Genomic DNA, 20,964 nt, shown 5'->3' with positions numbered 1-20,964 from the left:
CTCTCGCCCTCCCGCAACGCAAAAACATGCGCTGCCGGCGGTTTCAGTTTCCTCTCAGCCTCTATATCCCGACGCATCGACATCATCGAAAGCCACCGGGATCGACGGAGATTGAGGCGATATGTGCGGAATTTGCGGTGAGATTCGCTTCGACGGAAACGGAGCCTCGGGCGAGCGGCTGCAACGCATGGGCGACTGCCTGGCGCGGCGCGGGCCCGACGGCGCCGGCCAGGTGGTGCGCGGTCCGATCGGCCTCGGCCATCGCCGCCTGAAGATCATCGACCTGTCGGAAAAGGCCCAGCAGCCGATGGTCGATCCGGAGCTGGGCCTGACCATCGCCTTCAACGGCTGCATCTACAACTATCCGGAGCTTCGCCAGGAGCTGGAGGCCAAGGGCTACCGCTTCTTCTCGAGCGGCGACACGGAAGTGATCATCAAGGCCTATCACGCCTGGGGCCGCGACTGCGTGAAGCGCTTCCACGGCATGTTCGCCTTCGCCATCGCCGAGCGGGAGAGCGGCCGGGTGATGCTGGCGCGCGACCGCTTCGGCATCAAGCCGCTCTATCTCTCGCAGAACGACAAGCGCCTCTATGTCGCCTCGTCGCTGCCGGCGATTCTCGCCACCGGCGATGTCGACCGGACGATCGACCGCGAGGCGCTGCATCACTACATGACGTTCCACGCCGTCGTCCCGCCGCCGCTGACCATCGTCAAGGGCGTGCGCAAGCTGCCGCCGGCAACGACGCGGATGATCGAGCCCGACGGCTCCTTCGACGACGCGGTCTACTGGGCGCCGGAGTTTTCGCCCCGCGCCGGCGACGAGACGCTTTCACCCACCGACTGGCGCGACCTCGTCATGGACGCGCTGAAGCTCGCCGTCGACCGGCGCATGGTCGCCGACGTGCCGGTGGGCGTGCTCCTGTCGGGCGGCGTCGATTCCTCGCTGATCGTCGGGCTTCTCGCCGAAGCCGGGCAGCAGAACCTCAACACCTTCTCGATCGGCTTCGAGGACGCCAATGGCGAGGTCGGCAACGAGTTCGAGTTCTCCGACATCATCGCCAAGCACTACGGCACCGAGCATCACAAGATCTTCGTGCCGGGCTCGGAGCTCATGGAGCACTTGCCGGGCACCATCCAGGCGATGTCCGAGCCGATGGTCTCCTACGACAATGTCGGCTTCTACCTGCTCTCCCGGGAAGTTTCGAAGCACATCAAGGTCGTGCAGTCCGGCCAGGGCGCCGACGAGATCTTCGGCGGCTATCACTGGTATCCGAAGATGGTCGGCGCCAACGACCCGCTCGGCGCCTATTCCAGCGCCTTCTTCGACCGCAGCCACGAGACGCTGAAGGGCCAGATCGCGCCGGAATGGCAGACGGAAGAGGATGTTTCGCGCGACTTCGTCGCCCGCCACTTCGCCATGGCCGGCGCCACCAACCCGGTCGACAAGGCGCTCAGGGTCGACGCCCATGTCATGCTGGTGGACGATCCGGTGAAGCGGGTCGACAACATGACCATGGCCTGGGGGCTGGAGGCACGCGTCCCCTTCCTCGACCACGAGCTGGTCGAACTCGCCGCCCGGGTTCCCGCCGAGGAGAAGCTGAAGCAGGACGGCAAGGGCGTCCTGAAGGAAGTCGCCCGGCAGGTGGTCCCTTCGGCGGTGATCGACCGCAAGAAGGGCTACTTCCCGGTGCCGCAGCTGAAATACATCTCCGGTCCCTATCTCGACATGGTCAAGGACACGCTGGGGTCCGAGGCGGCCAGAGGTCGCGGGCTGTTCCAAAAGAGCTATCTCGACGAGCTCTTCGCCAATCCGTCGGACCACATCACGCCGCTGCGCGGCTCCGAGCTCTGGCAGGTGGCGCTGCTCGAGCTGTGGCTGCAGGAACAAGGGGTCTGAGCGGATGGCCGGCGAGAAGGAGGCCGACCGCCCGCATCGCGGGCACCGCCTGGAGAAGCTGCGCGCTTCCGGCCCGAAGGGCTCGGCGGCGCGCGAGCGGGCGAACCAGGACGGGCTGAAGAAGAACGCCATCCTCGATTGCGGCTGGGGCCGGCTGGTCTTCGGCCAGACCTTCGCCGACCCGCGCGAGCTCGCCAATTCCCTGCGCGAGGAAGGCCCCGACCGGCGCGACATCGCCTTCTACGTCAAGGATCCGCACGTCCTCCTCAGCCATGCGCCGCAGGAACTCTTCCTCGATCCCTCCCACACCTATCGCCTCGACCTGTCCACCTACCGGCCGGGCAACCGCCGGCCGCGGGGCTATTTCATCCGCCGCCTCGCCTCGGAAGAGGACGCGACGGAGGTCAACCGGATCTACCAGTCGCGCGGCATGGTGCAGGTGCATCCCGCCTTCTTCTGGACCAATCGCGACAACCGGGCGCTGACCTATTTCGTCGCCGAGGACGAGACCACCGGGGCGATCCTCGGGACGGTCACCGGCGTCCACGGCAAGCGGGCCTTCGGCGATCCGGAGAACGGCTCCTCGCTCTGGTGCCTCGCGGTCGATCCCCAGGCGCCGCATCCGGGCATCGGCGAGAGCCTGGTGCGCCGTCTCGCCGAGCACTTCCAGGCAAGAGGCTGCGCCTTCATGGACCTGTCGGTGATGCACGACAACGACCAGGCCATCGGGCTCTACGACAAGCTCGGCTTCGCGCGGGTCTCCTACTTCACCATCAAGCGCAAGAACGAGATCAACGAGAGGCTCTTCACCGGGCCGAACGACGAATATGAGGGCCTCAATCCCTATGCCCGCATCATCGTCGACGAGGCGCGCCGGCGCGGCATCCACACCGAGGTGGTGGACGCGGCCGGCGGTTTCTTCCGGCTGACCCATGGCGGTCGCACGGTGCTGTGCCGCGAAAGCCTTTCCGAGCTGACCTCGGCGGTCGCCATGTCGATCTGCGACGACAAGATGGTGACCCGGCGCATGGTCGAGGCGGCCGGCGTGACGGTGCCGGAGCAGATTTCCGGCGACAGCGACGACGCGGCCATCGCCGCCTTCATCGAGACCCATGGCCAGATCGTCGTGAAGCCGGCGAGGGGCGAGCAGGGCCGCGGCATCTCCGTCGGCATCGAGACGCTGGCGGAAGCCAGGACCGCCATCGAGGCGGCGCGGCAGCACTCGCCGAACGTCCTCCTCGAGGCCTGCTTCCAGGGCAACGACCTGCGGCTGATCGTCATCGACTACCGCCTCGTCGCCGCCGCCCTGCGCAAGCCGCCGGTGATCACCGGCGACGGCCGTTCCAGCGTCCGGGACCTGATCGAGCATCTGTCGCGCCGCCGCTCGGCGGCGACCGGCGGCGAGAGCAAGGTGCCGATGGACGCCGAAACGGAGCGCTGCGTGAAACAGGCGGGATTTGCCATGGACGACGTGCCGCCGGAGGGCGAGCGCATCACCGTCAGGAAGACCGCCAATCTCCACACCGGCGGCACCATCCACGACGTCACCGGCGACATTCACCCCGCCCTCGTCGAGGCGGCTGTTGCCGCCGCACGGGCAATTGAGATACCGGTGACCGGCATCGACCTGATGATCAAGTCGCCGGCCTTGGCCGACTACGTGTTCATCGAGGCGAACGAGCGGCCGGGACTGGCCAATCACGAACCGCAGCCGACGGCGGAGCGCTTCGTCGATCTGTTGTTCCCGCTGTCGGTGCCATTTTCGGTGCGAGCGGCCCGCACCCATCAGAAGAGGTCGCGCAAGGAGGATTGAGTGCCGAGGCTTACGATCGATACCGGGTATCTGACCGACCAGCTCAAGGCGCTCCTGAAGATTCCGAGCCCGACCGGCTACACCGACACGGTGGTGCGCCACGTCGCCAAGGAGCTGGAGCGCCTCGGCCTGAAGGTCGAGCTGACCCGCCGCGGGGCGATCTCGGCGCTGCGCCAGGGGTCCCGCCGCGCCTCGGCGAGAGCCGTCGTCAGCCATCTCGACACCCTCGGCGCGCAGGTCAAGCGGCTGAAGGAGAACGGCCGCCTCGAGCTGGTGCCGATCGGCCACTGGTCGGCGCGCTTCGCGGAGGGCGCCCGCTGCATGATCTTCTCCGACGCCGGCACCTATCGCGGCACCATCCTGCCGCTGAAGGCCTCCGGCCACACCTACAATGAAGAGGTCGACACGCTTCCCGTCGGCTGGGACTATGTCGAGCTGCGCGTCGATGCCCTGTCCCGCGACACGGCCGAGCTGGCCAAGCTGGGCATCGAGGTCGGCGACACGGTGTCGATCGACCCGCAGCCGGAATTCCTCGACAACGGCTTCATCGTCTCGCGCCATCTCGACAACAAGGCCGGCGTCGCGGTGATGCTGGCGGCGATCAAGGCGATGGAGGACGAGGGCGTTGCGACCCCCGTCGACACCCACTGGCTGTTCACCATCGCCGAGGAGGTCGGCGTCGGCGCCGCCTCGATCCTGACGCCCGACATCGCCTCCATGCTGGCCATCGACAACGGCACCTCCGCCCCCGGCCAGAACTCCTCCGAATTCGGCGTCACCGTCGCCATGGCCGACCAGACCGGGCCGTTCGACTATCACCTGACCAAGAAGCTGGTGCGGCTCTGCCAGGACGAGGACATCCGCTACCAGAAGGACATCTTCCGCTACTACCGCTCGGACTCGGCCTCCGCCATCGAGGCCGGCCACGACGTGCGTACGGCGCTGATCACTTTCGGCGTCGATGCCTCCCACGGCTACGAGCGCATCCATGTCCACGCGCTGCGCTCGCTCGCCGAACTCGTCACCGCCTATCTCACCTCCCCGGTGGAGATCGAGCGCGACCGCAACTATCATGCGGGGCTGAAGGGCTTCACCCGCCAGCCGGACGTCGAGGCGGCGCAGGAGCTCGCCAGCGATACCGATCCGGCGGAGTAGAGCCGCCTCCCGCATCGGCCCGGACATCGGCAACGATTCTCGGAAAGCCCGGTGCGTGGAACGAGAGTGTTGCAAGCGTCCTTCATGCGTCCGACAGGACGCACGGCGCTATGAGGGAGCCGACCGCGCCCATGAGCGTCGACGACATCGTCGCCATCCCCGGCCGGCTCCTGTGGAGCCTCCTGGTGCTGCTCGGCGCGCTCGCCCAGGATTGCCTGGCCGCGGCCAGAGACCATCCGGTCCTGGCGCTCGCCATCCTAGCAGCCTTCCTCGTCGCCCTCGTCCTGGCGCGGGGCGTGGTGATCGTCGGCCTCGTCCTCTGCTTCATCGCGGTCGCCGCGCTGATCGGCGCCGAGCCGGTGCAGGAGCTCGACAAGCGCCAGGCCTTCTCGGCGCTGTCGATGCTGGCGATGCTGCTCATCGGCCTCGCCATGCGCCATCAGCGGCTGCTGCGCGAGGCGCTCGAGGACGAGATCGCGGCGCGGGAGGAGGCGCTGGAGGACGCAAGGCGGGAAGGCTGGGAGGCGGCGATGAAGTTCCGCCCGGAGGACGAGACACCGCACCTCGGCCCGCCGGATTAGCGACATCCTGCAGGTTCTGCGCCGGGGGCGGCGGCGCCAGGCGCCCGGTGAGCGGTGAGCGCGACCGGACTCTCGGCCTCGACCGAAGATCCGCTCTCCCGCCTTTACCCCGGTGAAACCGCCGGCGGGCTAGGATCGCCTTCCGTTCCGGACGGCAGAGGCGAAACGATGCACAATCACCTGATCCTCCTGGTGCTTGCCTCGGTGGCGGCGCTCGCCGCGCCCTCGCTGTTCGAGCGCTACCAGGCGAACATCCTGTCGGGCTCGCCGGAAAAGCTCGATGCCGGGCCGCCGGTGGTCGAGGCGGCCGCGCCGGTGCCCAGACCGCCGCGCCAGACCCGCATCGACGGCGACCGCGACGGGCATTTCAGGGCGAGCGTCGTGATGAACGGGCGCCAGGTGCCGGTCCTCGTCGACACCGGCGCCAGCGCCGTCGCCCTCGACGAGGCCACCGCGCGGCGGCTTGGCATCACGCTGTCGGCGGGCGACTTCGTCGAGCCCGTCCAGACGGCCAATGGCGTGACCATGGGAGCGCGCGCGACGATCAACGAGATCGCCATCGGAGCCGTCAGGGTGCGCGACGTCGAGGCGATGGTGATCCGCGACACGGACCTGCCCCTGTCGCTGCTCGGCATGAGCTTCCTGAAGCGGCTGAAGGGCTATTCCGTCGAGAACGGCGCACTGACGCTGCGCGACTGACCGCGCCGTCTTCGCTCGTCCGAAGGCCGGGCGGTCCCGCCGGCTTCGCCCGGATCGGCCGCATCGGCCCGGCCGAGAGGCGGTTCAGTAGTGCGGCGGCTTCTGCGCGCCGGGCTTGGCGAGGGCGACGTCCTCGATCGCGCCGAGCCGCTCGCCCAGCGCCTGGGTCAGATGCTGCAACCGCTCGATCATGCGGAACGCCCGTGTCAGCTCCTCGGACAATTCCTCGATGGTGCGCGCCTGGTGCGAGACCATCACCTCGAGATCCTCGATCCGGGGACCGGTGCCCTCGTTCGGCTCGCTCATAGAAGTATCTCCTCGAATTTTGCGCGTCTCGCCGGCCCGATCGCCACCGGACGCCGCGTCCTGCGGTCGACATTGACGTGGACGAAGAACCCCTCCGCCGCCGCGATCTCACCCTCGCCGCGAAACAGGGCGATCTCGTAGCGCACCGACGAGCGGCCGAGACGGCTGATCCCGATGCCCGCCGTCACGGGATCGGGGAAGGCCAGTTCGCCATGGTAACGGCAACCGGTCTCCACCACGAGTCCGATTTCCTCGCCGCCATGAAGATCGAGAAGACCGGTCTCGATCAGCCAGCCGTTCACCGCCGAGTCGAACAGGGCATAGTGCACGACGTTGTTCATATGGCCGTAGATGTCGTTGTCCGACCAGCGGGTCGTCAAGGTGCGGAACAGGCGAAACTGCGATCGCCGCCTCGGCTCCGCCCGCGCCCGGTCGCTCTCGCCATTGCTGCCGCTCACCCCTCGCCTCCTCCATCCGTCCGCGCCGAATTGCCTATGGCCTTTGAAGGATTGGCTGATTACTCTCTGCAAAACAACGACGGAAGTCCTGATCTCCCATGGCCGAAGCGGCGATCGAACTGATCGGCATCGACAAGCGCTTCGGTGCCGTCAGAGCCAACAGGAACATCCACCTGACGGTGGAGCGGGGCACCATCCACGGCATCGTCGGCGAGAACGGCGCCGGCAAATCGACGCTCATGTCGATCATCTACGGCTTCTACCAGGCCGATCGCGGCGAGATCCGCGTCGGCGGCAGGACCGCCGCGATCACCGACCCGAATGCCGCGATCGCCGCCGGCATCGGCATGGTCCACCAGCACTTCATGCTGGTCCACAACCTCACCGTCGTCGAGAACGTCATGCTGGGGGCCGAGCGCTCGGCGTTCCTGTCGTCGGGGATCGCCACCGTCCGCAAGGAACTGAAGCGGCTCGAGGCCGATCACGGCCTCGACGTCGATCCCGACGCGATCATCGAGGACCTGCCGGTCGGCCTGCAGCAGCGGGTGGAGATCCTCAAGGCGCTTTATCGCGGCGCCGACATCCTGATCCTCGACGAGCCGACCGGCGTCCTCACCCCGTCCGAGGCCGACCATCTCTTTGCGGTGCTGAGGCAGCTGCGCGACGAGGGCAAGACGATCATCCTGATCACCCACAAGCTGCGCGAGATCATGGCGATCACCGACACCGTCTCGGTGATGCGCCAGGGCGAGATGGTGGCGACGCGGCCGACCGCCGAGACCTCGGTCGCCGAACTCGCCGAGCTGATGGTCGGGCGGCGGGTCCTGCTCACCGTCGACAAGGGGGCGGCGAGCCCCGGCGCGCCGCTTTTGACGGTGAAGAACCTGACGGTGAAGGATTCCCGCGGCGTCACCATGGTGGACGACGTCTCCTTCGAGGTCCGCGCCGGCGAGATCGTCGGCATCGCGGGGGTGGCCGGCAACGGCCAGAGCGAACTCCTGGAGGCGCTGTCCGGCATCCGCCGCGCCGAGCGCGGCCGCGTCGTCCTCTGCGGGCGCGAACTGGACCCTGCAAAAGACGGCGACCCGGCCGAGATCCGCCGCATCGGCTGCGCCCACGTGCCCGAGGACCGGCACCACATGGGCCTCGTCCTGCCCTTCGAGGAGAACGAGAACGCCATCCTCGGCTATCAGGACGATCCGCGCTACCGCAAGGGCCCCCTCCTCGACCAGGACGCCATGCGCCGGGACGCCAGGGAAAAGATCGCCGCCTACGACATCCGTCCGGCCGACTGCCGGCTGAAGACCGCCAACTTCTCCGGCGGCAACCAGCAGAAGATCGTGCTGGCGAGAGAAATGGAGCGCGACCCGGACGTGCTCCTCATCGGCCAGCCGACCCGCGGCGTCGACGTCGGCGCGATCGAGTTCATCCACAAGCGCATCGTCGCCATGCGCGACGCCGGCAAGGCCATCCTCCTCGTCTCGGTCGAATTGGACGAGATCCGCGCCCTCTCCGACCGCCTCCTCGTGATGTTCGCCGGCAGGATCGTCGGCGAGCGAGGGCCGGAGGCGAGCGAGGGCGATGTGGGGCTGCTGATGGCCGGCGTCGACGAGAGGGAAGCCGCCGAATGAACCCTGCCCGCATCACCCTCGTCACGCTGGGCGTCGAAGACGTCGCGCGATCGGTCGCCTTCTACGAGGCGCTCGGCTGGCAGAAGTCGTCCGACAGCGTCGAGCGCACCGCCTTCATGATCGGCGAGGGGATCGTGCTGTCGCTGTGGAACCGGGACGACATGACCGCCGACGGCGGCGAGGGCGAGCTTGCGCCCGGCTCCGGCTCGATGGCGCTGGCGGTGAATTTCGACGGCCCGGATGCCGTCGACGCCTTCTATGGCCGCGCGGTCGCGGCGGGCGCCAGCCCGGTCAAGCCGCCGTCGAAGGTCTTCTGGGGCGGCTATTCGGGCAATTTCCGCGATCCCGACGGCCATCTCTGGGAAGTCGCGCACAATCCGTTCTGGCGGCTGGACGAGGCTGGCCGGATCGACCTGGCGGAGGCGTCATGAGGCCGGCGCCTGCCCCTTGCGCCCATGGTGGTGAAGCGCGGCGCCCGTGGCACCCCCCTCTGGGCTGCCGCCCATCTCCCCCACAGGGGGGGAGACCGACAGCTTCAACAGCAGCGCCTGCCAATCGTCCTCTCTGCAAGGGGTATCTGCCCTGCGTTCTGGCGACCGTCTTTGGAGCGAGTTCGATCTCCCCCCTTGTGGGGGAGATGTCCGGCCGGACAGAGGGGGGTGTCGCAGGGCGCAGACGGAGCCGAGCTCAACCCTTTGACGTCGCCGCTCGCCGAGCTCCCAGCGCCACGCCCGCCACCCATCGGAGACCGACGCGCCGATGAGCCGTCCCTATGCGAAACTTCCGCGCTGGATCGACTACGGGCTGATCCCGCTCGTCAATCTGGTCGTCGCCTTCCTCGTCGCCGGGCTCGTCGTCCTTGCCGTCGGCGAGAGCCCGATCGAGGCCGCGGCGCTGATGCTGCGCGGCGCATTCGGCTACACGGAAGGCTTCGGCTTCACCCTCTATTACGCGACGAACTTCATCTTCACCGGCCTTGCCGTCGCCGTCGCCTTCCATGGCGGGCTGTTCAACATCGGCGGCGAGGGCCAGGCCTATGTCGGCGGCCTCGGGGTCACCGTCGTGGCACTCTCGCTCGGCGCCATCCTGCCCTGGTGGCTGAACCTGCCTCTGGCGATCGCCCTCTCCTTCGCCTTCGGGGCGCTCTGGGCCTTCATCCCGGCCTATCTGCAGGCCAGGCGCGGCAGCCACATCGTCATCACGACGATCATGTTCAACTTCATCGCCGCCTCGCTGATGGTCTATCTCCTTGTCGGGGTGCTGAAACCGGTCGGCTCGATGGCGCCGGAGACCCGCACCTTCGACGCCGGCGGGCAGCTGCCGAAGCTGAAGGGCCTGTTCGAGGTCTTCGGCTTCAATCTCGGCGGCGCGCCGCTCAACGTCTCGCTCTTCGTCGCGCTTCTCGCCGCCGTCCTCGTCTACGTCCTGATCTGGCGCACCAAGCTCGGCTACGAGATCCGCACGCTGGGCTTCTCGCCCCGTGCCGCCCGCTATGCCGGCATGTCGCAGACCCGGCTGATCGTCGTCACCATGATGATCTCCGGCGGCCTTGCCGGCATGATGGCGCTCAACGCCGTGATGGGCGACCAGTACCGCCTCGCCATCGACTTCCCGCAAGGGGCCGGCTTCGTCGGCATCGCCGTCGCGCTGATGGGGCGCGGTCATCCGGCCGGCATCGTCCCCGCCGCGATCCTCTTCGGCATGCTCTACCAGGGCGGCGCCGAGCTCGCCTTCGACATGCCGGCGATCTCGCGGGACATGATCGTCATCATCCAGGGCCTCGTCATCCTGTTTGCCGGGGCGCTGGAGAACATGGTCCGGCCGGGCATCGGCGCCGCCTGGCAGCGGGTGCGTGTCCGCACGGTGGAGCCGGCGGGCGAGAATGTCGGGGAGGCGCGGTGATGGACCTGTCGTCGTTTCTCGACCTGATCGATTCGACCATCCGCCTGTCGACGCCGCTGCTCTTCGCGGCGCTCGCCGGGCTCTATTCGGAGCGCTCGGGCATCTTCGACATCTCGCTGGAGGGCAAGATGCTGATCGCCGCCTTCGCCTCGGCGTCCGCCGCCGCGGTGTGGGGCTCGGTGATGCTCGGCCTCTGCGTCGGCATTCTCGCCGCCGTCGGCTTCTCGCTGGTCCACGGCGTCGCCTCGATCACCTATCGCGGCAACCAGATCGTCTCCGGCGTCGCCATCAACTTCATCGCCGCCGGCCTGACGATCATTCTCGGCCAGAGCTGGTTCGGCCAGGGCGGGCGCACGCCGAGCCTGTTCGGCGGCGGGCGCTTCACCGCCGTCGAGCTGCCCTTCGCCGATGCCGTCCGCGACGTGCCGGTGCTCGGGCCGATCTATTCCGGCGTCCTCTCCGGCCAGACGCCGCTCGTCTACGTCGCCTTCCTGATGGTGCCGCTGACCTGGTGGGTCTTGTTCCGCACCCGCTTCGGGCTGCGGCTCAGAGCCGTCGGCGAGAACCCGGCGGCGGTCGACACGGCCGGGATTTCGGTCGCCTTCCTGCGCTACCGGGCAGTGATCATCTGCGGCGTCCTCACCGGCTTTGCCGGCGCCTATCTCTCCACCGCCCAGGCTGCCGGCTTCACCCGCGACATGACCGCCGGCAAGGGCTACATCGCGCTCGCCGCCCTGATCTTCGCCAACTGGAAGCCGGTACCGGTGATGTTCGCCTGCCTGCTCTTCGGCTTCCTCGACGCCGTCTCGATCCGCATCGAGGGGGTGGACCTGCCGCTCGTCGGCGAGGTCTCGGTGCAGCTCGTCTCGGCCCTGCCCTACATCCTGACGGTGGTGCTCCTCGCCGGCTTCGTCGGCAAGGCGACGCCGCCCAGGGCCGGCGGCGTACCCTATGTGAAGGAACGATGATGGCCACGACCGACATCCTCTTCGACGCCGCCAAGGCCGCCATGGCCAAGGCCCACGCGCCCTATTCGCGCTTCCCCGTCGGCGCGGCGATCCTGACCGAGGACGGGCGGATCCATGCCGGCTGCAACATCGAGATCGTCAGCTTCCCGGAAGGCTGGTGCGCCGAGACCAGCGCCATCGCCCACATGGTGATGGCCGGCGGGTCGCGGATCGCCGAGGTGGCGGTGGTCGCCGAAAAGCTCGTCGCCTGCAGCCCCTGCGGCGGCTGCCGCCAGCGGCTCGCCGAGTTTTCCGGGCCGAACACCAGGGTGCATCTCTGCGACGCGGCGACGGGGATCGTCCAGACGGTGACCATGGAGGAGCTGCTGCCGCATTCCTTCGCCACCGATTCCCTCGGGGACGCCGCGGCATGAGCCAGGCCGCCGATTTCCTGCGCGAGCGGCTCGCCGACGCCCGGCCGGTCGTGGCCCCTCCTGTCGTGGCGATGGTGCTCGGCTCCGGCCTCGGCGATCTCGCCGAACGGGTGGAGGTCGCCGCCCGCATTCCCTTTGCCGACATCCCCGGCTTTCCCGTCGGCGCCGTCTCGGGCCATGCCGGCGAGGTGATCCTCGGCCGGCTCGGCGGTCGCGAGGTGCTGATCGTTTCCGGCCGCGTCCATTACTACGAGAGCGGCGATGCGGGAGCGATGCGGCCGGTGATCGAGGCGATCGCCGGCCTCGGCATCGGCAAATTGCTCCTGACCAATTCCGCCGGCTCGGTGCGCGCCGACATCGCGCCGGGCTCTGTGATGATGATCGAGGACCACATCGCCTTTTCTGGCCTCAACCCGCTGATCGGCGAAGCCTCGGACGCCCGCTTCGTCTCGATGACCACGGCCTATGACGAGCGGCTGCGGGCCGGCATGGCGGAAGCCGCCGCAAAACTCGGCGAGACGGTGTTCGGCGGCGTCTACATGTGGTTTTCCGGCCCCTCCTTCGAAACGCCCGCGGAGATCCGCATGGCCCGCATCCTCGGGGCGGACGCCGTCGGCATGTCGACCGTGCCGGAGGCGATTCTCGCCCGTTTCTTCGGCCTGAGGGTGGTCGCCGCCTCGGTGATCACCAATTTCGGGGCAGGCATGACCGGCGCCGAACTCTCCCATGCGGAGACGAAAGAGATGGCGCCGCGGGGCGGAGCGCGGCTGTCGCGCATCGTCGAGACGATGTTGCAGGAGGGCGCGTTCGATGACTGACGGGACAGAAGCCAGACGGGCCGAGGCGCTGATCGCCCGGCTGGACCTCACCAATCTCAACGACGACTGCACCGAGGCCGACGTCGCCGCGCTCTGTGGCAGGGCGGAGACGCCGGCCGGCCCGGTCGCGGCGATCTGCATCTGGCCGGCCTTCGTCGCCTTTGCCCGTCGCGAGCTTTCGGCCCGCATCCGGGTGGCCACGGTGGTGAACTTTCCCCATGGCGGCTCCGACATCGATACGACGCTCGCCGAGACCCGCAAGGTCGTCGCCGACGGGGCGGACGAGATCGACCTGGTGATCGCCTATGACCGCGTCGCCGAGGATCCGGGCTTCGTCGAGGCGCAGGTGCGCACCATCCGGGCCAATTGCGGCCATGCGAAGCTGAAGACCATCCTCGAAACCGGCAGGCTCTACGACGAGGCGACGATCCGCGCCGCCTGCCATGCGGCGCTGGCGGGCGGGGCGGATTTCCTCAAGACCTCGACCGGCAAGGTGGAGGTGAATGCGACGCCTGCCTCGGCGACCATTCTTCTCGAAGAGATCGCCAAGGCCGGCGGCACGGTCGGCTTCAAGCCGGCCGGCGGGATCAGGACCTTCGAGGACGCCGACGGCTATCTGCGCCTCGCCGACACGATCTGCGGCCTCGACTATCCGGCGCCGGAGCGGTTCCGGCTGGGCGCCTCCGGGGTGCTGGCCGATCTCCTGGCGGTGGCGGCGGGAACGGAGCGGCCGGGCGGCAGGGCGGGCTACTAGGACATGGCTGCGCGGGTCTCGCCCCCCTCTGTCCTGCCGGACATCTCCCCCACAAGGGGGGAGATCAGAGGCTTCGCCGGCCACGCCCCATCCGGCGTTCTTGCAGATGTTCCCGATCGAGGAGAAGCGGGAACATTCGCGCCAGATCGATCTCCCCCCTTGTGGGGGAGATGGCTGGCAAGCCAGAGGGGGGTGCGCAGGCGCCAACATCACAGCTGCCCCTCCGCGTGGACGCGCCCCTGATGCTCCCCCAGGAAATCATCGCCGCCAAGCGCGACGGCAAGACCCTCTCGACCGGTGAGATCGGATCCTTCGTCGCCGGCTTTTCCGACGGCTCCATCTCCGACGCCCAGATCGCCGCCTTCGCCATGGCGGTGATCTTTCGCGGTCTCAGCCGCAGCGAGACGATCGCGCTGACCGAGGCGATGCGCGATTCCGGCGAGGTCATGGCCTGGCCGGGCCTCGACCGGCCGGTGGTCGACAAGCATTCGACCGGCGGCATCGGCGACAACGTCTCGCTGATGCTGGCGCCGATCCTTGCCGCCTGCGGCGCCGCCGTCCCGATGATCTCCGGGCGCGGGCTCGGCCATACCGGCGGGACGCTCGACAAGCTGGAGGCGATCCCCGGCTACCGGATCGTACCGGACAGCGAGACCTTTCGCCGGACGGTCACCGAGATCGGCTGCGCCATCGTCGGCCAGACGGCGCGGCTCGCCCCGGCGGACGGGCGGTTCTACCGGGTGCGTGACGTGACGGCGACGGTGGAATCGGTGCCGCTGATCGTTGCATCCATCCTGTCGAAGAAGCTCGCCGAGGGGCTGTCGACGCTGGTCCTCGACGTCAAGACCGGCTCCGGCGCCTTCATGGCGAGGGAGAGCGACGCGCGCGATCTCGCCGAAACCCTCGTCGCCGTGGCACACGGCGCCGGGCTGAGGGCCACGGCGCTGATCACCCGGATGGACCAGGCGCTGGCCTCCTCGGCAGGCAACGCCGTGGAGGTCGCGAACGCCGTGCGGTTCCTCACCGGCCATCACCGGGACAGGCGGCTGGAACAGGTGACGCTGGCGCTCGCCGGCGAGGCGCTGGCGCTGTCGGGCCTTGCCGCGAACAATGAAGCGGGCGTTGCCACCGCGCGCCGGGCACTGGACTCCGGCGCCGCCGCCGAACGCTTCGGCCGGATGGTGACACGCCTCGGCGGGCCAGCGGATTTCGTCGAGCGGATGGACGAGCATCTGCCGCAGGCGCCGATCCTGCGCCCCGTCACCGCCGCAGGGGCCGGCATCGTGACGGCCGTCGACGCCCGGGCGCTGGGCCTCGCGGTGGTCGAGCTCGGCGGCGGACGGCGCCTGCCGGAGGACGCGATCGACCATGCGGTGGGGCTGACGGGGCTTGCGGAAATCGGCCAGGAACTGACGCCGGGCGAACCGCTGGCGATGATTTGCGCCCGCGACGATGCCGGGTTCGAGCGGGCGGCGGAGCGGGTGACGGCGGCGTACCGCCTGGGCGATGCGGCCCCGGACAGGACCGCCCCGGTCCTCGACCGCATTCCATCCCCGGCCGATCCCACCCATCGCGGCTGAACGGCTGGCGCCCTCTCTCCCCCTTGTGGGAGAGAAAGCGATTTCATCGTCTTGGCGAAGCCAAGTGATTGAAATCGCACGAGAGGGGTGTCGCCGCGTCCCATTTCTGCTGACGTCGAGACACCCGCGCCACCCCGGTCATCGCTGGCGAAAGCTTCGACGGTGAAACCCCTCTCTCGTCATTCTCAAGGTTTGGACCTCGCTGCGCTCGGCCCAACTCCTTGGAATGACACTCTCTCCCACAAAGGGGAGAGAGTGGCGCCCTTCCCCGAGACGCCGCGTAGCGATTACGGCAGCCGTCCGATCCGCTCCGTCAAGAGCTGGTAGAACCGGTCGGCATCCCCCGAGCGGACCCAGAAGGCGTTCTTCGGGCGGTCGGTGACGCCCCAATAGTCGGCGACGGTCATGCCGCGAGTGAGGAGGCTGCCGGTCTCGATCTCGACATTGACCATGCGGCCTTCGAAGATGGTCGGATCGAGGACGAAGGCGGTGACGCAGGGGTCGTGCAGCGGCGCGCCCTCCGAGCCGTATTTGGCGACGTCGAAGCGTTCGGAAAACGACAGCATGGCCGCCACCGCCGCGCCCGCCCGGTTGCCGAGCGCCCGGAAGGCCTCGATTCGCGCGCTCGTCGAGAGCATCTGGTGGGTGACGTCGAGGGGCAGGACGGTGATCGGCGCGCCCGAACGGAACACCATGGCCGCGGCTTCCGGATCGACATAGACGTTGAACTCTGCCGCCGGCGTGATGTTGCCGCCCTCGAAGCAGCCGCCGCCCATCAGCACGAGCCCCTTCAGGCGTGTCACGATGTCCGGCGCCTTGGCGAAGGCCAGCGCGACGTTGGTGAGCGGCCCGAGGGCGAGCAGCGTCACGCTACCCGGCGCGTGGGCCCGCACGGTGTCGATCAGGAAGTCCACCCCGTGGGCGCTGCCGGCCTTCGTCGCCGGTTCCGGCAGGTCCGGCCCGTCGAGGCCGGTCTCGCCATGGACATGCTCGGCGGTGACGAGGGCGCGGCCGAGCGGCCGGTCGCAGCCGGCATGCACCGGCACGTCGGTGCGGCCGGCGAGCTCGACCAGCTTCAGGGCGTTCTTCGTCGTCAGCTCCAGCGGGATGTTGCCGGCGACCGTGGAGATCCCCAGGACGTCGAGCTCCGGTGACGCCAGCGCCGTCAGGATCGCGACGGCGTCGTCCTGGCCGGGGTCGGTGTCGAAGATGACCTTGCGCTTTTCCATCGGAATGCCTCTCTCCGGTCGGCCCGCAGTGGCGGGGCCGGCGTGTTTACCCTGCCTATGCCAACTTCCGGCACGGATGGGTAGGGGCGGCGGGCTCGGCCCGACGGGCTGGCCATGTCCTGTCTTTCATGGGACGCAGCTTTCATGGAACGTCCGGCCGGCTCGTCGCGGGATTAGAGTTCCGCCGCCGGACCCGGTAGGGTGGCACGGGACGCGAGTGAGGGAACTACAGGATGAAACTCGAAGACTGGCATCTGGGCGACGGCGACGGCATTCAGGAGCGGCAGCTCGCGGCGGAATATCTGCCGGTGATCGAGGCGCATCGCCAGGAGGACGAGCCGGACCGGATCGACCGGCTGCGCCGGGTCTACGCCATGGCGCAGCACCTGTTCCTGATGGTCGAGGGCCGGCGCCTGCCGGAAAAGGTCGTCGTCGCCCTGAACGACCACAAGGGACAGCTGGCCGTGACGTTTCTCGACCGCGAGTGGCTGGTGTTCCTGGAACCGTTCTTTCGCCTGGCCTGGCGATCCGAGGGGGAACCGGGGGAAAACGTCGTCGCGGCGGTGATCCAGTAGCGGGATCGGAGAACGCCAGGACCATCTTTCGCCGGGTTTTTCGGCATAAGCCTGTGCACAAGTTGCAAAATGACGATCACCGTTTCAAATCGCCACGATTTTGTTAAGGATTCTGTCGGCTTCGGCAGGTGACCTTCCGCTGGGAGCGGCTTCAAGCAATGGCTTCGCCAAGAGATGAGTGGACAATGCCAGACGACGAAACGTTCTCCATCAAGGATCTGGAGAGGGAATTCGGGCTGACCCCGCGCACGCTTCGCTTCTACGAGGAGCGCGGCCTGCTGAGCCCCGATCGCCGCGGTCCGGCGCGGGTCTATTCGGTCAAGGACCGGGAGCGCGTCAGGCTGATCACCCGCTTCAAGCGGCTCGGCTTCCCGCTGGTCGAGGTCAAGCAGATCGTCGATCTCTACGAGGCTCCCCGCGACCGGCGCAAAAGCCTGAAGGGCCTCAAGTCCCGCCTCGGCGAACAGCGGGAGATCCTGCTCGAGCAGTGCCACGAACTCGAGCAGATGCTCCGCCTGATGGACGAGACCCTCGCCGAAGTGAGCGGCGAGCTGTCTGAGGTGGAAGGCAGCCGGCCCCACAGGCGCTGAGCCGTCGGCAGCCCGGCCACAGCCGACGGATTTCCACGCCTCCCACGTCCCGCCGGGGCGACGGCCGGCGCATGGGCGGCGACGGATTTGCCCGCCCTTGCTCAGCCTGTATGATCGCCCTTTGGTTGCGCGGTGCGGAGCCTCGATGCGGGAAAGGATCATCCGATGAGCGTGGCATTCGTCAAGGAACCGAACGAGGATCAGGTCGAGGCCCTGCCGGAGCGCGATCTCGGGACGGATCCGAATTTCGTGACCGCGCGCGGTCTCGCGGGGCTCGACGCGGCGATCGCTTCGAGCGAACGGGCGCTCGGGGAGGCCCGGGCGGCGAACGACAAGATCGCCGTGGCCATGATCAACCGCGACCTGCGCTACTGGCGCGCCCGCCGCTCCACCGCGCAGCTGACGGTTCCGGCGGCCGACGGCCCCGTCGTCCAGTTCGGCCACCTCGTGGAGATCGAGCGGGAGGGCGGCAAGCGCCAGAGCTACCGGATCGTCGGCATCGACGAGGCGGATCCGAACGAGGGCCTGATCTCCTACCTGTCGCCCCTGGCGCGGCAACTCGTGGGCAAGGAGGTCGGCGACACCCTGCGCGCCGGCCCCGGCGAGGCGGAGATCGTGTCGATCAGCATCCATGACGAGAGCTGAGAGCGGGCGATCGAACAGGCGGCGGCCGCCGCGCCGGACCCCCGCCGGATCCGGCATCGCCGGATGCTGCCGGGAGCAGCGCGCAGGCACTTTTGGCAACCCGCCCAAAGCTGCTATGGCAGCCGGGTGACCAACATCGATCCCCCCTCCCCGCTCCGCAGCGCCGTCTATGGTGCGCCCCCCGCCGACCTCGTGGATGTGCCGGACGGCGCCGTGCAGCTGTCGCCGCTCCGCCCCGGCGCCGAGGCACTGGAGCGCCAGCCCGATGCCGCTTTCGAGACGATCGTCGTCGCGGCGCCGCCCGGCGCCATCGAGCGGCGTCATGTGCTCGCCCATGCGCTGCGCACGCTGGCGCCCGGCGGCCAGCTGACGGTGCTGGCGGCCAAGGACAAGGGCGGCCAGCGCCTGCGCGCCGAGCTGGAGGGCTTGGGATGCGACGTCGCCGAGCACTTCAAGGCCCGCCAGCGCATCTGCACCGTCGGCCGGCCGGAAACGCCGCTGGGACTTTCCGAGGCGATCGCGGCGGGCTCGCCCGTCACGCTCGAAGACGTCGGCCTGCGCTCGCAACCCGGGATCTTCTCGTGGAACCGGGTGGATCCGGGAACCGCGCTGCTCTGTCGCCATCTCCCGCCGCTGGCGGGACGCGGCGCCGACATCGGCGCCGGGCTCGGCATCCTTTCGAAGGCCGTCCTTCTCGCCCCCGCCGTCGAGATGCTGACGCTCGTCGAGATCGACCGCCGCGCCATCGAGGCGGCGAGGGTGAACGTCGCGGACGACAGGGCGCGGTTTCTCTGGGCCGACGTGCGCGAGGCGGCGCTGGCCGATCTCGACTTCGTCGTCTCCAACCCGCCCTTCCACGCCGAAGGGATCGAGGATCGCGGGCTCGGCCAGGCCTTCATCGCCGCCGCCGGCCGGATGCTGCGGCGCAACGGCATGCTGTTTCTCGTCGCCAACCGCCACATGCCCTATGAGGAGGTGCTGCGCGCGACCTTTAGAACCGTCAAGACGGTGACGGACGAGGGCGGCTACAAGATCTTCGAGGCCCGCAAGTGACGAAGGTGCCGACCTCCCGGCTCGACAAGCTGCTGGCCAATCTCGGCTACGCCTCGCGGCGCGAGATCCAGATGCTGGCGAAGAACGGCCACATCCACCTCGACGGCGTTCCCGTCCTGAAGGCCGACATCCGGATCGCGCTGACGCCGGACCTCGAGACGCGGCTGGTCGTCGACGGCGAGGCGCTGGACCCCTTGCCCGGCGTCGCGCTGATGGTGAACAAGCCTTTGGGCGTCACCTGCTCCCACAAGGAGGCGGGACCGCTCGTCTACGATCTCCTGCCGCCTCGGTGGCGGCGGCGGGATCCCGCCATCTCGACGGTCGGCCGGCTCGACAAGGAGACCTCCGGCCTGTTGCTGATGACCGACGACGGGGCGCTTCTCCACCGCATCATCTCGCCGAAGCGCCACGTCGCCAAGCGCTACCGCGCCGGCCTCGCCCGGCCGATGACCGGCGACGAGGCCGCGCTCTTCGCCTCCGGCACCCTGATGCTGGAGGGCGAGGAGAAGCCGCTCGCCCCGGCGAAGCTGGAGGTCCTCGGCCCGCAGGAGGCGATGCTGGAGGTCCACGAGGGCCGCTATCACCAGGTCCGCCGGATGTTCGCGGCGGCCGGCAACCATGTCGAGACGCTGCATCGGCAATCCATCGGCGGCCTCGCTTTGCCGGACGATCTCGAGCCGGGCGCCATCCGCCGCCTCGGCGAGGCCGATCTCGCCGCGATCTTCGATCGCGGAAGCGGCAGCGGCTGATCCGCAGCTGGCCGCCTCTCGCCGACGCGGCCGTCGCCTGCCCCTCAATGGGCCATGAACACCGGCATCTCGGCCTTCGCCAGGATGTGGCTGGTGGCGCCGCCGAAGATCATCTGGCGCAGCCGGCTCTGGGTGTAGGCGCCCTTGAGCAGGAGGTCGCAGCCGAGCGTGGCGGCTTCCTTCAGGATCTTCTCCCCCGAGCGGATGCCGCCGGAGGCCATCAGCTTCAGTTCGACCGGGATGCCGCTCGCCGCCAGACGGCGCTGGATCAGGGCGCCGGAGGGCTGGTCGCCGAGGTCGCCGTCGTCGGCGAGCACGATCACCCGCCGGGCGCGCTGCAGGAAAGGCTGGGCGAAGGCGATGGTGCGGGCGGTCTCGCTCGAGCCGTTCCAGGCGACCGCGATGGTCTCGCCGAAGCCCTTGTCCACCGGCCGGGGCGGAGCGATGAGGATCGGCCCGCCGCTTTCGAACAGCGCCGATTCCAGCGTGGTGATCGAGGCGGCGTCGGCCCGTGGCCGGCAGACGACGGTCAGGTCGAAGGCGCGGCCATAGGTGCCGAGGAAGCCGTCCCCCGCCATCGCCTTGTCGTTCCAGGCCCAGCACGGGCGGTCGGCGACGGGGGATGCCGCCGCCGGCAGAGCCGATCCGGCCGGCTGCGCCCCCTCGCCTGTCTCCTCCGCCGCCGGCTCCAGCGGCAAGTCTTCCTCCGACATGATCCGGACGGCGAGGCGTCGCGCCTCCTCGCGGGCCCGGCGGTGATCGAAATCGGCGCCGTTCATGATCGCGACGCCCGCCGGGTCCCAGGTCAGATTGACCAGCGGCGGCGTCTGCAGGGCGAAGGTCTCGATCCGCGCCGAAAACCTGCGGCCGAGTTCGGCGGCCATGCGCAGGGCGTATTCGCCGTTCGCATGGACCTCGGCCGGCACCAGAATCGTCTTCATCCGTCCTCGCCTCTCATGGGACCTCGCCACCCTCCGGGGGAGGCTCTGCCGCACTGCGTCACCATGATCCGAAACCGCGCCGCATGGCAACAGCGGGAAAACCCGTCTCCACGACCGGCTGCGAACCAGGCCCCGGCGTCGTCCCGGCCGGACGATCGCGGCCCCGAATGCCCGTCCGGCCGATGACGGCAAATGGCCGGACAGGGA

Annotated in this window: 22 protein-coding genes; 18 read left to right on the top strand and 4 right to left on the bottom strand. The window is 68.8% G+C overall.

Annotated features, from left to right (window positions below; translation table 11 throughout):
* Nucleotides 1-121: 121 nt before the first annotated feature.
* The 5 genes from ATO4_RS18780 (at nucleotide 122) to ATO4_RS18760 (ending at nucleotide 6,145) form a co-directional block, all read left to right on the top strand.
* The gene (locus ATO4_RS18780) at nucleotides 122-1,897 is read left to right on the top strand and encodes an N-acetylglutaminylglutamine amidotransferase (protein WP_083593074.1); all 1,776 of its coding nucleotides are present in this window, start codon (nucleotides 122-124) and stop codon (nucleotides 1,895-1,897) included.
* A gap of 4 nt (nucleotides 1,898-1,901) precedes the next feature.
* Nucleotides 1,902-3,710, top strand: a complete 1,809-nt coding sequence (ngg, locus tag ATO4_RS18775) for an N-acetylglutaminylglutamine synthetase (protein WP_083593073.1) — start codon at nucleotides 1,902-1,904, stop codon at nucleotides 3,708-3,710.
* The gene (locus tag ATO4_RS18770; RefSeq protein ID WP_083593072.1) at nucleotides 3,711-4,865 is read left to right on the top strand and encodes an osmoprotectant NAGGN system M42 family peptidase; all 1,155 of its coding nucleotides are present in this window, start codon (nucleotides 3,711-3,713) and stop codon (nucleotides 4,863-4,865) included.
* Nucleotides 4,866-4,996: 131 nt separating this feature from the next.
* Nucleotides 4,997-5,446 (top strand): hypothetical protein, encoded by a 450-nt coding sequence (locus ATO4_RS18765; protein ID WP_139802545.1) that lies wholly within the window; start codon nucleotides 4,997-4,999, stop codon nucleotides 5,444-5,446.
* Nucleotides 5,447-5,614: 168 nt separating this feature from the next.
* Nucleotides 5,615-6,145 carry a TIGR02281 family clan AA aspartic protease gene (locus ATO4_RS18760; protein ID WP_083593070.1) on the top strand — a complete coding sequence of 177 codons (531 nt, stop codon included), beginning with the start codon at nucleotides 5,615-5,617 and terminating at the stop codon, nucleotides 6,143-6,145.
* An 84-nt stretch (nucleotides 6,146-6,229) separates the two neighbouring features.
* On the opposite strand, the gene ATO4_RS18755 is transcribed toward ATO4_RS18760, so the two are convergent.
* Nucleotides 6,230-6,451 carry a SlyX family protein gene (locus ATO4_RS18755; RefSeq protein ID WP_083593069.1) on the bottom strand — a complete coding sequence of 74 codons (222 nt, stop codon included), beginning with the start codon at nucleotides 6,449-6,451 and terminating at the stop codon, nucleotides 6,230-6,232.
* A complete protein-coding gene (locus tag ATO4_RS18750) occupies nucleotides 6,448-6,843 on the bottom strand; it encodes a thioesterase family protein (protein ID WP_280940512.1) in 396 nt (131 codons plus the stop codon). The genes ATO4_RS18755 and ATO4_RS18750 overlap by 4 nt, the downstream gene beginning before the upstream one ends.
* A gap of 164 nt (nucleotides 6,844-7,007) precedes the next feature.
* On the opposite strand from ATO4_RS18750, the gene ATO4_RS18745 reads away from it, so the two are divergent.
* From ATO4_RS18745 to deoA, 8 genes are all read left to right on the top strand, one after another.
* Nucleotides 7,008-8,540: an ABC transporter ATP-binding protein gene (locus ATO4_RS18745; protein ID WP_083593067.1), complete on the top strand. Its 1,533-nt coding sequence runs from the start codon at nucleotides 7,008-7,010 to the stop codon at nucleotides 8,538-8,540.
* A complete protein-coding gene (locus tag ATO4_RS18740) occupies nucleotides 8,537-8,971 on the top strand; it encodes a VOC family protein (RefSeq protein WP_083593066.1) in 435 nt (144 codons plus the stop codon). Before ATO4_RS18745 ends, ATO4_RS18740 begins: the two co-directional genes overlap by 4 nt.
* Nucleotides 8,972-9,299: 328 nt before the next feature.
* Nucleotides 9,300-10,442 carry an ABC transporter permease gene (locus ATO4_RS18730; RefSeq protein WP_083593065.1) on the top strand — a complete coding sequence of 381 codons (1,143 nt, stop codon included), beginning with the start codon at nucleotides 9,300-9,302 and terminating at the stop codon, nucleotides 10,440-10,442.
* Complete coding sequence (locus tag ATO4_RS18725) at nucleotides 10,442-11,410, top strand: ABC transporter permease (RefSeq protein ID WP_083593064.1); 969 nt, start codon at nucleotides 10,442-10,444, stop codon at nucleotides 11,408-11,410. Before ATO4_RS18730 ends, ATO4_RS18725 begins: the two co-directional genes overlap by 1 nt.
* Nucleotides 11,410-11,823 (top strand): cytidine deaminase, encoded by a 414-nt coding sequence (locus ATO4_RS18720; RefSeq protein WP_245308828.1) that lies wholly within the window; start codon nucleotides 11,410-11,412, stop codon nucleotides 11,821-11,823. Before ATO4_RS18725 ends, ATO4_RS18720 begins: the two co-directional genes overlap by 1 nt.
* Entirely contained in the window at nucleotides 11,820-12,641 is an 822-nt protein-coding gene (locus ATO4_RS18715) for a purine-nucleoside phosphorylase (protein WP_083593062.1), read from the top strand. The genes ATO4_RS18720 and ATO4_RS18715 overlap by 4 nt, the downstream gene beginning before the upstream one ends.
* Nucleotides 12,634-13,395, top strand: a complete 762-nt coding sequence (gene deoC, locus ATO4_RS18710; RefSeq protein WP_083593061.1) for a deoxyribose-phosphate aldolase — start codon at nucleotides 12,634-12,636, stop codon at nucleotides 13,393-13,395. Before ATO4_RS18715 ends, deoC begins: the two co-directional genes overlap by 8 nt.
* 242 nt (nucleotides 13,396-13,637) lie before the next feature.
* Nucleotides 13,638-14,975 carry a thymidine phosphorylase gene (deoA, locus tag ATO4_RS18700; protein ID WP_083593060.1) on the top strand — a complete coding sequence of 446 codons (1,338 nt, stop codon included), beginning with the start codon at nucleotides 13,638-13,640 and terminating at the stop codon, nucleotides 14,973-14,975.
* Between the two features lie 287 nt (nucleotides 14,976-15,262).
* On the opposite strand, the gene ATO4_RS18695 is transcribed toward deoA, so the two are convergent.
* Nucleotides 15,263-16,204 (bottom strand): nucleoside hydrolase, encoded by a 942-nt coding sequence (locus ATO4_RS18695; RefSeq protein ID WP_083593059.1) that lies wholly within the window; start codon nucleotides 16,202-16,204, stop codon nucleotides 15,263-15,265.
* Between the two features lie 233 nt (nucleotides 16,205-16,437).
* Between ATO4_RS18695 and ATO4_RS18690 the strand changes: the two genes are divergently transcribed.
* From ATO4_RS18690 to ATO4_RS18670, 5 genes are all read left to right on the top strand, one after another.
* Nucleotides 16,438-16,779 (top strand): hypothetical protein, encoded by a 342-nt coding sequence (locus tag ATO4_RS18690; protein ID WP_083593058.1) that lies wholly within the window; start codon nucleotides 16,438-16,440, stop codon nucleotides 16,777-16,779.
* A 185-nt stretch (nucleotides 16,780-16,964) separates the two neighbouring features.
* The gene (locus ATO4_RS18685) at nucleotides 16,965-17,369 is read left to right on the top strand and encodes a MerR family transcriptional regulator (RefSeq protein WP_210191102.1); all 405 of its coding nucleotides are present in this window, start codon (nucleotides 16,965-16,967) and stop codon (nucleotides 17,367-17,369) included.
* 165 nt (nucleotides 17,370-17,534) lie between these two features.
* The gene (locus tag ATO4_RS18680) at nucleotides 17,535-18,014 is read left to right on the top strand and encodes a GreA/GreB family elongation factor (protein ID WP_083593056.1); all 480 of its coding nucleotides are present in this window, start codon (nucleotides 17,535-17,537) and stop codon (nucleotides 18,012-18,014) included.
* Between the two features lie 126 nt (nucleotides 18,015-18,140).
* Nucleotides 18,141-19,067 carry a methyltransferase gene (locus ATO4_RS18675; RefSeq protein ID WP_083593055.1) on the top strand — a complete coding sequence of 309 codons (927 nt, stop codon included), beginning with the start codon at nucleotides 18,141-18,143 and terminating at the stop codon, nucleotides 19,065-19,067.
* A complete protein-coding gene (locus ATO4_RS18670) occupies nucleotides 19,064-19,816 on the top strand; it encodes a 16S rRNA pseudouridine(516) synthase (RefSeq protein WP_083593054.1) in 753 nt (250 codons plus the stop codon). The genes ATO4_RS18675 and ATO4_RS18670 overlap by 4 nt, the downstream gene beginning before the upstream one ends.
* A gap of 44 nt (nucleotides 19,817-19,860) precedes the next feature.
* Here the strand turns inward: ATO4_RS18670 and ATO4_RS27805 are convergent, their stop codons facing one another.
* Nucleotides 19,861-20,757, bottom strand: a complete 897-nt coding sequence (locus ATO4_RS27805) for a universal stress protein (protein ID WP_176223053.1) — start codon at nucleotides 20,755-20,757, stop codon at nucleotides 19,861-19,863.
* Between the last annotated feature and the right edge of the window lie 207 nt (nucleotides 20,758-20,964).

Origin of the sequence: Aurantimonas sp. 22II-16-19i, from assembly GCF_002088275.1 — a bacterium.
Taxonomy (GTDB): Bacteria; Pseudomonadota; Alphaproteobacteria; order Rhizobiales; family Rhizobiaceae; genus Jiella.
Note: the sequence above shows the minus strand (reverse complement) of the source record. Positions and strands in the feature narration are given on the sequence as shown.